Origin of the sequence: Rhizobium sp. CFBP 13644, from assembly GCF_014842165.1 — a bacterium.
Lineage (GTDB): Bacteria > Pseudomonadota > Alphaproteobacteria > Rhizobiales > Rhizobiaceae > Agrobacterium > Agrobacterium tumefaciens_C.
This window is the reverse complement of the sequence record NZ_JACYVF010000006.1, coordinates 1-15,073: the sequence shown is the minus strand read 5'-3', so window position 1 is coordinate 15,073 and position 15,073 is coordinate 1. Positions and strand designations below refer to the sequence as shown.

At 50.6% G+C, this 15,073-nt stretch carries 5 protein-coding genes; all 5 read left to right on the top strand.

Going from position 1 to position 15,073, the window contains the following annotated elements; translation table 11 throughout:
- Window positions 1-538 precede the first annotated feature (538 nt).
- The 5 genes from IFT53_RS15425 (at window position 539) to IFT53_RS15405 (ending at window position 14,953) form a co-directional block, all read left to right on the top strand.
- The gene (locus IFT53_RS15425) at window positions 539-1,120 is read left to right on the top strand and encodes an invasion associated locus B family protein (RefSeq protein WP_342365822.1); all 582 of its coding nucleotides are present in this window, start codon (window positions 539-541) and stop codon (window positions 1,118-1,120) included.
- A gap of 11 nt (window positions 1,121-1,131) precedes the next feature.
- Window positions 1,132-2,850 carry a ShlB/FhaC/HecB family hemolysin secretion/activation protein gene (locus tag IFT53_RS15420; protein WP_192066279.1) on the top strand — a complete coding sequence of 573 codons (1,719 nt, stop codon included), beginning with the start codon at window positions 1,132-1,134 and terminating at the stop codon, window positions 2,848-2,850.
- A 70-nt stretch (window positions 2,851-2,920) separates the two neighbouring features.
- Window positions 2,921-13,636: a hemagglutinin repeat-containing protein gene (locus tag IFT53_RS15415; RefSeq protein ID WP_192096941.1), complete on the top strand. Its 10,716-nt coding sequence runs from the start codon at window positions 2,921-2,923 to the stop codon at window positions 13,634-13,636.
- Window positions 13,637-13,661: 25 nt separating this feature from the next.
- A complete protein-coding gene (locus tag IFT53_RS15410) occupies window positions 13,662-14,525 on the top strand; it encodes a hypothetical protein (RefSeq protein ID WP_192066284.1) in 864 nt (287 codons plus the stop codon).
- Between the two features lie 83 nt (window positions 14,526-14,608).
- Window positions 14,609-14,953, top strand: a complete 345-nt coding sequence (locus tag IFT53_RS15405) for a hypothetical protein (RefSeq protein WP_192096939.1) — start codon at window positions 14,609-14,611, stop codon at window positions 14,951-14,953.
- The last annotated feature ends 120 nt before the right edge of the window (window positions 14,954-15,073 follow it).

Below are 15,073 nucleotides of genomic sequence, written 5' to 3'. Positions count from 1 at the left end.
AGATCATGCCAAAAGACAATGCACCTCAACCCCATCAGCAGAACATCAACATAGCTATTCGACTAACGCGACAACGACATATGGCGGCGAAATGGCGACGAGCGACGGTTTTGGGCAAAGTGTGATATATACACGTAAAAGTTTATCTTGGAATCTGATCTTTTGAGGTCTTATTGCATTCGAGTTTCCCGAGCCTATTTGCGCAGCACAATTCGATGCATATTAAGGGCACGGGCGGCTTGGGCAGCCTGACGACAGGTTCGCTGTTCAGGTTCACCGCCTCAATTTTATACTCTCGAGTGCATATTCGTGTTTAAATTCATGCTCTCCAGCTTGAGTAGGAACACTTTAACTAGATGTCCACGAAAGCGGCAGCAGGCCACAAAGCGTCGTGTTCATATTGGTTGTATCCTAATCAAAATCACAATTAATTTTAAAGCATCCCGGCCTTGCGCACGAACAATGATCCATCAGTAGTTGACATATATTAACTCGGTAATTACGAAAAATTTCAATCTTTGGATGATTTTATTTATTGGTGGTTTTTGTGAGATTAGGATGGGTCGCGCTGCCAGCAACTTTTGTCGTTCTGGCTTCAATATCGAATGCACGGGAGCTTTCTGGTTCCGTAACGCCGCAGACTGAACGTTTTCATGACTGGAGCTACCGTTGCGCAGAATCAAACACCGCCGGTGACGCAGAGCTGAAACAATGCGAAGTGGTTCAGGTCGCGAAGGTTAAGCAGGGTGAAGAGGACGTCAGTATTCTCACGCTTGCCATCGCTCGCACCGCGTCGGTCGCAGGTGAAGCAAAGAACAAGGCATCTGAGCCAGCTTTATTGCTCACTGCTCTTGTGCCGTTAAATGTGTTTTTGCCCGCTGGCTTTGGAATGGATTCGGACAATGTGAAATTATTCGAAGGCGGTTACCGGAATTGCAATCAGGCTGGGTGCTGGGTTCAACAGCGCTTGGATGCGAAAATGGTAGCTGCCTTGCAGGTGGGGCAGGCTGGTGCGGCGCGGATACGTCTTATGAACGGCCAGAATGTAACCATCCGGTTTTCGCTCAAGGGGCTGACAGCGGCTTTAGCGAAATTTAAAGAACAAGTCGCTTCCAACTGACCATGCACAGTATGGTAGAGCTTCTTAGATATATTGCCGCTGCAGGTATATGGCTGATTCTTCTGCTGCAGAGCGCGTATGCGCAGTCCCCGACTGACGAATTCTCCCGCATCAAAACTCAAGAGCAGCGTCTTGAGAGGCTGGATGAGTTACAATCTCAGACACCCAGGACTGTTATCTCGCGAACAAAGGCCGACTCGCCGACCGGCCCCGGAGGACCATGTTTTTCGATCCAAACCATTTTGGTTGAGGGTGTGAGCCTGATTGCGAGCAAAGACGTCACAACTATTACTCGTAAATATGCGGGGCGATGCATTGGTATCGGCGAAATCAATAGCATTTTGAAAGATGTCACGCATCTTTATATTGATCGTGGTTTTATCGCGTCTCGCGCCTATATTCCAGAACAGGATATCGCAACATCCGGTGCGTTGAAGATAACTGTCGTTGAAGGCACTCTTGCTGATATTTATCTCAACGGGAAAAAGCCGTTACATTCCGGGTTAATCGTGACGGCCTTTCCGGGGATGGTGGGATCGCCTATCAATATTCGAGATATGGAACAGGGTCTCGATCAAATCAACCGCCTGCCGTCAAGCAAAGCATCGACAGAATTACTGCCAGGATCTTCGGAGGGTTCGTCTATCCTCAACATAGCGCTTGAACGGAAAAATCCTTGGCACATATCGGTTGCGAATAACAACCTCGGTCAAAAATCAACGGGGAGTTCCAAGAGTAACGTATCTCTTCGCCAGGACAATCTGCTGGACATCAACGATGTTATGGCCCTCAGCTATGAGCGTAGTGGACCCGATTACCCCGGCAAAAGTGACGGATGGGGTCGCAGTAACAGCGTTTCAGGATCGTATCAGATACCTTATGGATACTGGACCTTCGAAATCAACGGATCGTGGTATCAATATACGAGCAGCGTTCCCGGTAGCTTCACTTCAATGGAAACAGAAGGCACGTCTTCTCAGTGGGGCGCAACAATTGAGCGCGTCGTTCATCGTGGAAAAAATTCCATTACTCAGGTTCAAGGTGGCCTGACCTACAAGGAAACGGATAACTTTCTCCTCGGCAACCTCATTGAAGTTGGCAGCCGTCGTTACACCGTCGGTTCTCTCGGGATATCGCATTCCCGATCGGCTCTAGGAGTTTCATGGTCTTTCGACATTAGCGTGGATCAAGGCCTCGACCTGTTTAATGCTGTGGACGCAAATGCACCCGGCGCTGGCGATGCCGACCCGAATTTTACAAAATTTTCTGCCACTGTGAATGCCAGCTTCCCCTTCGAGTTAGGCGGGCAGCGCTTCGAGGCAAATTCGCTGTTCAACGGTCAAATGTCTGATGACAATTTTTTCGGTGCGGAGCAAACGTCGCTCGGCGGCTTCTCCAACGTGCGCGGCAGTAGGGAAGGATTGTTGTTCGCCAACAATGGCTTCTTTGTTCGCAACGAGTTGGTATGGCGAACAATTCCGTGGGAAAACAACACTCGTGTGACCGAGCTCCTTGGTGAATGGAAGCCATATCTCGGCCTCGACCATGGGCGTGTGTTCGCTCAACCTGCTTACCAGATCGATAGCGGCGAAATGTTCGGTTGGACCATTGGCTCTCGTCTGAGCGGGGGACGTCTCAATGTCGATATCGGCTATTCTGACGGCAAGGTAAGCAACCGGTCCCAAAATGACACGGGCCTTTTCTTTGTCGTCACATCACTCAAATGGTGAATGATTTAAACGGGTTCGAAAAGTCGAACCCACTTTGCAAATGATGCATTTTGGTAAGTGGATTGCAGTGATGAGTAAAGTGTTTGCGCGCAACCGGACTTCCTTGGTGAAAATGGATGAGCGTACAATCTGCGTTACATTGATCAGTGTTCTGCTTTTCCAGCCTGTCTTGGTAAATGCACAATCGCTGTCTGCAAGTTCTGGATCACCGACGAGCCAGCCCGGTATTGGAGCAGCGCCTAATGGCGTCCCCCTTATCGACATCGTCACACCCAACAGCAGGGGCCTGTCACACAACAAATACGATCAATTTAATATCGGAACGCCAGGTCTGATCCTGAACAATTTCAGCGGTGAAGTCGGGACATCAATGCTGGGAGGGATCACGCCAGGCAATCGAAATCTTCGCCAGACCGGCTCCGCCACGGTCATTTTGAATGAGGTCACCAGTGGTCATCGGAGCCAGTTGCTGGGGCCAACTGAGGTTTTTGGCGGGCGTGCAGACGTAATCATTGCGAACCCCAACGGGATCACTTGCGACGGATGCGGGTTCATCAACACGCCCAGAGCCACTTTGACAACGGGTAATCCAGATGTCGGCGCGGACGGTCAATTGCAAGGTTTTTCCGTCAGAGGTGGTGACGTTACATTTGGAAAAAACGGGGGCAATTTTGCATCCGGCCAAGGCGTCGTTGATATATTTGACGTCGTTTCCCGCTCCTTGAAGATCGATGGGCCTCTCTTTGCCAAAGACTTGCGCGTATCTTTGGGGGCAAACAAGTCTTCCTACGCGACGGGAGAGCTTACACCTCTAGAAGAACTGAGTGGTACGCCAGAATTTGCACTGGATGGGTCTGCCCTTGGGGCGATGCAGGCCGACCGGATTAAAATAGTTGTCACCGACAAAGGTGCGGGCGTTCGTGTTAAATCCGGGATGGCAGCGAATGTGGGAGAACTGTCACTCTCCGCCGATGGCAAGATTTCCATTGGAAATACGTCAGGCGCTGGCGGTGTCAACATCCGGTCCAAAGCAAGTGTACAAGCGGGTCAGATTACATCCAAAAAACGTTTGGCAGTGAAAGCCGATACCGGAATTGTAATCACATCGCTTGCCGCTGAAGATGATGTTGAGATGAACGCTGGCTCAGGCCTGTTGACTGTGGCGGGCGATATAGCAGGCTCCAAAGCAGTATTTCTTGGCGCCAAGAATGATATTTCGACCGGAGGTGTCAGCGCACAAGGGTCGCTCATCATTCATAGCAGCGATGGAAATATTAACATCGATCAAGACGGCCGAGCTGGCGATGATGTCTCTGTAAGGGCAATATCTGGTTCGGTTTCGGCGGGCTCTCTCGTCAGTTTTCGTAATCTTACCATTGAAGCAGGCCTTGATGTCGGCATAGTTAAGGACCTTTTGGCTGGCGGGAATATTGGCGCTACAGGTCGCTCTATTCAAGTAGGATCTGCGGTCAGTGGACTTGATGTGGCCGCAACCTCGGTTAATTCTGAAGCAACACCTGTCGTGAGCCAGGATGGCGATCTCACGCTAAGGGCGACGGCGGACGTTAAAGCCCAGTCTCTGTTGTCGGCAGGCGCTCTTGATATAAGTGCAGCCAAAACGCAGATCAAAAACGCCAACAGCTATGGTTCGATACATATTGAGGGAAATGTCGAGGCCGCTGAAGATATTATTGCCCAAAAATCTATTAAAATAACCGCGAATTCCGTTGTAGCTGATTCAATAACCTCTGGCTTTATATTTAGTTCGGATCAGAACGCCAGAAATGTTGCCGTCTCCGTACCTGCCACTGACATCACGATTGATTCTGCCGGCGGGAAAATTGACGTTCGGTCGATCGATAGTGCTGGAGACCTGGATATCAAGTCCGGTGCCTTAGAGTCAGACAGCATCGTAGCACGTGGCCTGATAGCCATCCAAGGCAATGCGTCCGTTGCAGAACAAATGTTGGCCGGCGGGGATATTTTCCTCTCCGGTAAACGTATTTCAATCGGCTCTCTCGCGTCTGGCGTGAATTTTACGAATGCCTACTCTCAAAGTATCGTCGTTGGCGCATCGGGTGATGTTCATATCCAAACCGCTTCAGGAAATTTTAACGCCCGCGCAGTTCTAACGGGCGGTTCGTTTACAGCCGAAGCTCAAAACATCAATATTGGAAACATTACCAGCAACAAGAACATCGATCTCAACGGCTCGGTCGAAACGCAGGGTAATATCATTGCAGGTGGAAATGTAGACTTTACCGGTATTTCAATTGCAGCCAACTCTATTTTCGCGGGCAACCCCAATTCTGACAATCAGACAGCGTGCAATATGAGCCGCGGAAATATTTCGATAAACGCTCATAGCTTTGTTGAAGTGGGTACTCTTGAAGGGAGAGGGGACATTGCTCTTAAAAGCGCGCACATTAAAGCGGACGCCGTTACCGGAAGAGCAAACATCTCCTTAAATACAGACGTCGCAGATGTCGGCCAGTTATTATCCGGCAACGGCATCGATATTGCAGGGCGTAGCCTTTCCATAGAAACCGTTATTGCTGGCATGAATTTCAAGGAAACCGCGCTTGCGGGTCACCTTGTTTTAGAGAATAGCGGACATTTAACCATAAATGCAGCATCAGGAATTTTAGATACAGAAGCATTGATGTCCGCTTCCGACATGTTCCTCAATGTAAATAGGCTTTCTGCTTCTGATATTACGGCGCACGGCAACGCAGAAGTTGTCGGCGACCTTAACGTGACAGGCAAAATTCTTGCCGCCCGAGACCTGTCGATTTCGGGAAGTTCGATCACAGCGGAATTGGCGGCATCTGGGGTCGACTTCGACAGGACACGCGCGAGCGATGGTAGTCTTGTCCTCGGAAATACAGGAGACTTGAAACTAGACGTAGGTGTCCGAAGCGATGAGATAAAGATTGACACTCTCCAGAGTGCTGGCCGTCTTGACGTGCAGACTGGAAACTTAAGCGCCAAATCAATTTTGAGCCAAGGCGATGTCAGTGTGCTTGGCAACACATATATTAGCGACCGTTTATTGTCAGGTGGAAACGTCGAGATCCTGGGTGAAAAACATTCCATCCAGACACTTGTGTCCGGGGTGGATTTTGACGCCACACGACAATCTGCAACGGGTAATATTCTCCTGGGGAACTCTGGTGATGCTACGATCACCGCCATATATGGAGACATCAAGTTCGATACTTTGATGTCTGCCGGGTCTTCAGTTTTAAAAGCGGATACGGTCACTGCTTCAAATAGCAGTTCTCATGGCGAGGCGAGGGTTTCAGGAAATCTGACAGCTGACCGCATATCGAGCGGATCAAACACCTACATATCCGGCAACAATATAGATGTCGGATCACTCGCATCCGGCGTCGATTTTGCACCCGCGCAGTCTCCAACTCAAGGTTCGCTCCTGCCCGGGGCCAATGGAAACGTAATCATTGACGCTATCAATGGGCATGTGTCGGTTGGCAGTATACTAAGCGCCAATGACGTTGAGAGCCGCTCGGCCACTTTTTCAGGCAAGATAATAAACTCAGGTGGCAATGTCTCCATCAAGGGCACAACGTTCATTGAAGGCACTGTCTTGGCGGGTAATGACCTAGATATAAACGGCGCAGCCATAAATGCCGGTACTCTTGTGTCAGGCGTCGATTTCTCTGCAATGGAAGCAATATCTTCCGGCAAAGTAATTTTGAAGGATGGTGGAAATATTCACTTAACGGCAAGCTCCGGCGATGTCGTCGCTGCCAGCCTGTTATCTGCTGAGAATACCGTTCTGGCGTCCACAGGCGATGTTTCCGCGCAAATCACAGGGCGAGGAAACGTATCAATCAACGCAGGCAATACTATAAAGTTGTCATCCCAGACACTCGCTGGTGGTCATCTGTCTTTGATCGCCAGAAATGTGGATGTAGACACAGCAATTGCTGGTGTTGATTTCAAAAAAACTGAAAGCTCTCTTAGTGGCGCGATAGCTCTCAAATCCCAAGGCCAACTGAATATCACTGCTTCTGCCGGCAGCATTGCGGCTAAAAATCTTTTAAGTGCCGGTGGTTTGATTGCATCAGCCAACCAGAATATTTCGTATGAGAGCCTGCAGAGCTTTGATTACGCAGATTTGGCGAGCGCTGCCGGCACGATAAGTATCAATCATACTACGCGCGCTGCTGGCGACATCTCATTGTCTGCACGAAGCCTTGATTTCCGCGAAAGCAGAGGCCGCGTCGCCACTAATGGCACATTGTCGATTTCGGCGGATACAGCCGATTTTTCGAATAGTACATATAGCTTCGGCAATTTCGATCTCAAGATTTCCGGTGAGGCTACACTATTTGGATCCACGATCAGAGCGCTTAATCGGTCCGGTAGCGGTGGCAATGTGACGATTGACGCCAAATCCATCAAAACGAACGCGCAGACCTCTCTCTTGGCTGAGAGAGATATCAATCTGTATACAGTTGATTTTGAAAATTATGGCCAAGTCGCTGCCGGGAGCAATCTCAACATCTCAGCAAGAAATCTGGGTAATTTCTCTACTGGATTATTGTACTCAGGGCGTGACACAAGTCTGCTTGTAAGCGATGAAATTCTAAATGACCGTGGAGCAATTCTTTCCGGCAGCGATCTCACGATTGCTGGAGAGAGCGCAGGCATCGATAGTACGACTCTCACCAATATATCGGGCTTGATTCAAGCCGATGGCGATTTATCGATCAAAACCAAAATGCTTACCAACAAGCGGTCATCAAATCCGGTCATAAACCGTGACGTTTTGGTGGCCACCAATGTTGAAACGGGTTTTAAGCTAAATTCCCAGGTGGCCGGCATGCCATTCGCCCACCTTTTCTATGGAAGCAATGGCGACGGTCGTTGGCTTTACCAGGACTTACCCAAACAGTATTGGCAGGACTATTCAGATAAACTTTGGTCGGAAGTAAAACTTGCAGATGGAACATCTTGGAGAGCATGGACGTGGCATTCAGGCAACGGTCCGAGGTGGTCAGACAATATTTATAACTGGATCGCATCTGTCGCACCAAGGGATTCAACCGGAAACCTGACTTTGGATCCAAGCAATCCGTCAAAGTACTTCGTAGTTCAATATGAAGGAAGCAAGACGGACACGAGCACGGCTTATTATTGGGATGCTAATTCCAAAGTAACTCAGACGATTCGAGAAGACCAGATCGCCACATCAGGTGGTGAAGAGGCCGTTATCCGTGCAGCCCGCAATCTCAGCATTACGGCGGATAATCTAACGAATTCATACAGCACCATTGAAGCAGGCGATAACGCGCAGCTTCGAGGTGGCACGTTGAACAATGAGGGTCTTGTTCTTCGTAGAACGACGTCGACTACCTGTAACGCCCTCGGTGCATGTGAGGGATATGATGCCGAAGGCAACAGAGATCCGTCCCGAGATATTGCGGTGGGCACATCTGTCCTTTCTCAGGCAGCGGTCACTGGAGTTGAAGCAGGACTAATCAAGGCTGGCGGCAATCTGGATATCGGTGGTTTTACAACGGTAAGCAACACTTCTGCGTCGAATTCGATTGCTGGCGGTTCAAAGATTGCCAACGGATCGAGTGTCGGGAACCCGCTATTGGCACTTTCTGGCTTAACAGCAGGTGAGGCACTGTTCACACCCAACGCTGCATTGCTTGGTTTGAACGCTGAGGTGCAAGCCCCTATCGGTGGTCCAAATAATGTAAGCTCGGTTATTACCAGCTCAAGCATCGGCGACACTGCCAACGTAAGTGTGGTGCCCGCGTCCCCACAAACACCTGAATTGATGCTGCAGCCCCAGACGATCGGGGCAAATCAGGGTCTAGCGCTATCGCAGAGCACATTGAGCGCCATTACAAAGCCCAATTCAGGCGGTTTCGGCGGAACTCTTCCAGGGCAGGTTTTCCTTTTTGAGACGCGCGCAGAATTCCTTGACGTCAGTAAATTCTATGGCTCTGGCTATTATGCAAGTCGAATTGGATATCAGCCCGACACACAAATCCCTTTCCTAGGTGACGCCTATTTCGAGAATCAGCTGATTAACAAGCAAATCCAGCAAGCGACGGGATTGCGGTTGGGCTCGGGCATTTTTAGTCAAGGTAAAGACGCCATCGAGGAGATGAAACTGCTTCTCGACAATGGCATCGAATACGCGAAGGCCAACAACCTTTCGATTGGTGAAAAGCTCTCCCCTGAACAACTTATCAAGCTAACGACGTCCATCGTGGTTTACGAAAAACACACGGTAAAAGGTGTCGAAGTCTTGGCACCGGTCGTCTACCTGGCCAGTGTGGATAAGGAGCGGCTGTCCGCGGGCGGTGCGATTATCGCGGGCGGATATCTCAACATGGACGTTGGTGAGATCGACAATTCTGGCGTGATCGCTGCTGACACAGATATTGCGGTTAAAGCGCATGATATCCGGTTAAATGGTGGTAGTTTTATTGCCGGCGGGAATGTTCACCTGGCGTCTGCAGCAAACATAACTTTAACAGCACAATCCATCGATATGCGCGGCATGAACATGATCGTACCTGGTCCGGCGATCAGTGCTGGCGGAAATGTCTTTCTATCCGCAAATGATAACCTGAAACTGCAAGGAACGACACTGGCAGCTGGCGGAGTGCTGACTCTTGCGGCCAATTCGATCACTCTTGATAGCCTGAAGGCCAATAATCAGGGTTCGCAAAATTCGACCGGTAGCGCGTTGAGAGCGGGTACAGACATTGCCATCGTCTCGAAAAACGATGTTTCGATCATTGGAAGCTCAGCGAAAGCAGGCAACGATCTCTTGATCGAAGCTGAACAGGGCTCCGTCAACGTCGTCACGGCTGGTGTAAGTCGCAAAACATCTGACGGTTACACCAGCATGAATGAGATAAGTCAGCAGGATTCTGTGCTGCGCGCTGGTGGCTCTACGAACATCCGCGCCGGTGACGACATTCTGCTGTCTGGCTCGTCCATTCGTAGCGGCAGCGATGTTGCTCTGCGCGCAAAAGATGACATCAACATCACGACGGCTCAAGAAGCAAACAGCCGCAGTTTTGGCTCGAGCGCCGTTGTTTCGCAGACAAACAATGCATCTTCGATCACATCGGGCGGTTCAATTTCGGCGGTGGCTGGCACAGAACGCGGAGACCACGATATCAATATTGTGGGTAGTAAACTGCAGGCGGTTAATCGAGTCGATCTTGAGGCGGCGGGCGACCTCACAATCGCAGAAGCACATGATACATCGTCCGCCAAACTGGCGTTCAAGTCCGGTCGCACAAAATCAAAAAGTCAAATTGGTATCGAGACCGCTGTCGGTTCGTCGATTTCTGGCGGCTCCGGCATCGGCTTGCGATCAGGTGAAGATACCATTATCTCTGCTTCTCACCTGGACACTGGAGACAAAGATCGACTGGCAGATCTGAATATATCGGCAGGCAAAGATATTGTCATTTCTTCCGGCAAAAATGTCGTGGAGTTGCAAGAACAAACGACATCAAAAGGCTTCCTGAGAAAGAGCTCATCTTCGCTCAATCGTTTCGATGAACAGACAGTTGCTTCGCAGCTGAGTGCCTCTGGCAACGTCAACCTCAATGCTCAAGACAACATTGCCGTATCAGGCTCAAGCCTCAATGCCGAAAAATCCGTGTCTGTTGAAGGCAATAGCGTCGTCATCATGGGCGCAGAAGAACAACACGCCTACGCAGAAAAGCGCAAGAAGTCTGGCCTGTTTGCTGGCTCCGGTAGCGGTTTCTTCTCTCTTTGGGGCAAGGAACAGAAGGAACGAATCGGCTCTTCAACTCAGAACGTCGCTTCCCTTCTTTCAGCCGGGGAAGATATCAACGTCAACGCGCGGAAAGGCGACATAGCAGTCATTGGTTCAATGCTCGAGGCCGACCGTGACATTCGCCTCTCTGCTGCGCGAGACGTTAGTGTAACGCCAGGTGCGGAAGCTTACGCATCTCAAGAAAAGGAGAAAAAATCCGGTTTTGGTATTTCCTTTGGCTCAGGCAATGGCGGCTTTTCCATTGGTTTAGGTGTCGCGAAATCCAGGGATGAAGTTCTTCAGTCCGGCAACATCAATTCTGTTGCCAAAATCTCTGCTGGACGCGACTTTTCCATAGATCCAGGACAAGATGCCAATCTCCAAGCAGCAAAGGCATTTGCTGCCCGTGACCTCACAGTAAACGCGGTTCGCGATGTCAATCTGCTGTCTGCCATGGATGAAACGAATTATGCTCGCATCCATGAGCAGATGTTTGCCGGTGTCACCCTTTCCGTTACCTCCAAACTGGTAGCTGCGGCGGAAAACGTTGCTAGCGCAGCGAATGGTTTGGGCGGGGAGAATGCGAAGTACAGCGTCGCGCCGACCGCTCTTTCAGCATACAAAGCCTATAAAGAGCTTCAAGCCGTCAATAACGGGGCATCACCGATTGCGTCGATTGGGTTGAACGTTGGTTTTAATTCGCAGAAATCCTCACAAGCCGCATCGGCTTTTGCCCCTGTTGTCACCGAATTGACAAGCGGCGGCTCCACTGCCGTCGTTGCCGAGCAGGGCAATATAACCGGCAATGGTGCACAAATCGCGGCAGGTTTCGACAAGGCCGGTAAGCCTGTAGCGTCGAATGATCCATCGGCCGGTAACGTTTTGCTCTCGGCGGGCAAGGACATTTCGCTGTCCAGCGCTCAGGCGTCCAATAGCGTAACCTCCTCTTCCTCTTCCACCGGCGCGAGTATCGGCCTTAGTGTGGACATTGGCATGGGTGGGCCTTCAGTCGGTATGAAAGCTGAAGCCTCCCATGGTTCGGCCAAATCGAACTCTGCCATCACCAATGAAATCAATAGCCGAGTAACCGGCACAGGGACCGTGGCCCTCAATTCCGGCGAAGACACGAATCTGAAGGGCGCTGTTGTTTCAGGGAATACGATCATTGCCAATGTTGGAGGTGATCTTTCCATTGAGAGTCGCCAAAATACGGCAACCTATGATGAGAAGAGCAAAAACGCTTCGATTGGTCTTTCCATTTCGGGTGGCGGCGTCAAAGTTTCCGGCGGTGCTGGTACGGCCAAGATCGAAGGTGATTATGCCAATGTTGCCGAGCAAAGCGGCATTGTTGCCGGTTCCGGCGGTTATCATGTCGCCGCAGAGGGTGGCGTTGATCTGAAGGCTGGTGTCATCGCGTCATCGGCCGCGAAGAACAACAACAGCCTGATCGCCGATCATCTGACCTATTCGGATATAGAGAACCGCTCGGAAGCTTCCACCTCGGCCAGCGGCATCACGCTCAGCCCGTCTGGCATCCCTCTGCCATCCGTCAGCCAGCCCGCGAAGGAAGAGGAGACGGGTGGCGCCAGGGCAACCCTGACACCGGCTAATCTCACACTCACCAACCAGACGCAGGATTTGGCCAGCCTGAACACCGACTTGTCAAAGGCCAACACACAAGTCGATCCATTCGATATCGACCGCCTGAAGGCACGGCAGCAAAGCGCTGCTGCTCTATCGGAACTGTTGAACATCGGTGTAGGCGACCTATCTGAACAGCTTGGTTTTGCCGAAGGTTCACCGGTTAAGGTGGCGCTGCATGCAGCGGTGGGTGCCGCAGTTGCCGCCATGGCGGGCACGGACGTTGGCGCAGGTGCCCTCGCGGGCGCGTTGAGCGAAATCGCCAATGCAGCCTTGCAGGAGGTTCTGAAGGCCGATCCGAACCTGACGGATGAGCAGAAGAGCGCAATCACCCAGTGGATCGCCGTTGCTGTCGGCGCAGCCGCTGGAGGCCAAGGTGGGGCGGCGGCGGCGCTCGATAACGTCAATTATAATTATCTAACGCACGCTGAACGTAAGGAGTTCAAAAAGGTTCTGGCAGCTTGCGGCATGGGAGATGCGTCGAGTTGTAACCGCGTGGATGAATTGCGTGATCTGTCTGCAGCTCGCGACCAACAGCTCGATGATTGCGTAGGCCAAACGTCAAGCTCGTGCGTCAAGGCTAGGACCGATCTGAGAGTCGCGGCGGCGACGTATCTTGACGCTGCATTATCCGGCGGTGGTGACGATCTGGATGAACTTTCTTTGCTTGAACGTCATATGGTGTTTCTATCTGTCTGGAAGTACGCGGACTCCAAAGATGATACGAGCAGGCAAGATCTGGCCGACTTCGCAGCGACACTCAGAAGTGAGCAGGCCCGAGCGCTTCTTACGGGAACGAAAGAGGAAATCGCAAAGATCGTTCGTGATCCGATTATGTTGGGTGTCATACTCTATGGAGGCCACGGAAACGCAAAATCGGTAGTGGGTGGTAAGCCTAATGGTAATGGCGGAGGTGGTGAGTCGGGTTTAGGCAAACTACCAGGAAAACCAAACGAGGGCTTTCCCAAAACTCCTAACGCGAACTTCTACGATGAAGCAGGGAATCCAGTCAAATGGAGAAACCCACTAACCAATGAAGTTGAGCCAATTCCTACGGGTGTTCCATTCCATCGTGATCATATATATCCAATATCGGAAATCAGTCAGCTCAGAGGGTTCACAGCGTTGACGCCAGCTCAGCAAAAACAAATACTCAATCATCCTTCCAATTTTCAGCCATTGAATGGCTCAATGAACTGCTCGAAAAGCAACTGTGTAATGTCTGGAGACAAGCCTTGGCTGACTTACAAAGGGCAGCCCTTGAATTCAGATTATCAGAAATGGTTGGATGTCACTCAGGAGGCGATTCGTAGAGAACTTAGCCAAGAGATCAATAGTATGATACCAAGCAAACTCTGAGCTTAATGCAATTGGAATTCAAATAATGAGATGTAAAACTATCGATGAATTCGAGTTCACCTCAGAAGAGAACACAATTGGTTTTTGGATGTCTGCAGGTGAGCTTCCTAATGATTTGATTGAGGCAATGTTAGTTGATGGTTCCCAAATTGACTACTATACCCCGTTACATTTAGAAAAAGATGGGTTGTTTACTGGGCTTCGTCAACATCAGCCGCGGACAGCCAAATTGCTAACAGAGGGGGGGGCGCTTATTTTACGTGCTAGTAAGATTCCTACTATGGCTGTCGGCCCTGTCGAAAGTTGGGTTTTAAATTTCGGACTAGAAGTCAATCGTCAAATGGTAATGATCGAGCGAGGCTTTTATGGTATGCACCCAGCGGATACTACGTTTCATCAGAACAAGCCTGGTGCAGAACTTCTGCGGGCATTGCCTGAACCCTTGCGAGAAGCTTATTACACAACCTTCGATGGAATGAAGCTGCCGGAGCGCCCCACAGTTTCCGTCTATGGTCGCTTTTTACCACGTAATACAAATAATTGGACACTTTGGGATCAATATCTAGGGCAGTTCCGCGGCTATAAGAAAAAATATATTCCTTGGCTGATTGAAAAATTACCAGAAACTCAGCCGAAAAAACCATCTAAGTACGGGTTCTTTGATTTTCGCTGCATGTTAGAGAGTGTCCCTGACGAGAATGGAATGGTTGATTTTCTTTGGGTGAAAAGCTTTTGCGAGGACGGTACCGTTTACCACATTCGTGGTAACGATGTCGAAAACATGCGCATTCTTACAAATCCTGCGCAGGCAATTGATGGCTATTGTGACCATGTTCTCTCGCGCAAGGAAGGCAATTTTAACTTTCTGCCGTTTACTGAACCAATGTGATGTCGGATGCAATTAGGACGTGAGACTAAGCCGACGCCTCTGAGCAAAGCGGCATTGTCGCCGGTTCCGGCGGTTATCATGTTGTGGCAGAGGGTGGCGTTGATCTGAAGGCTGGCGTCATCGCGTCATCGGCCGCGAAGAACAACAGCCTGACCGCCGATCATCTGACCTATTCGGATATCGAGAACCGCTCGGAAGCTTCCACCTCGGCCAGCGGCATCACGCTCAGCCCGTCTGGCATCCCTCTGCCATCCGTCAGCCAGCCCGCGAAGGAAGAGGAGACGGGTGGCGCCAGGGCAACCCTGACACCGGCTAATCTCACACTCACCAACCAGACGCAGGATTTGGCCAGCCTGAACACCGACTTGTCAAAGGCCAACACACAAGTCGATCCATTCGATATCGACCGCCTGAAGGCACGGCAGTAAAGCGCTGCTGCTCTATCGGAACTGTTGAACATCGGTGTTGACCTTGCCCCCAAGTTTTATCCAGTTTTGAGTTCGCTCCAGCGGTTTTGGGTTGCTGTATTCGGGGCGGTAGCGGCGGGT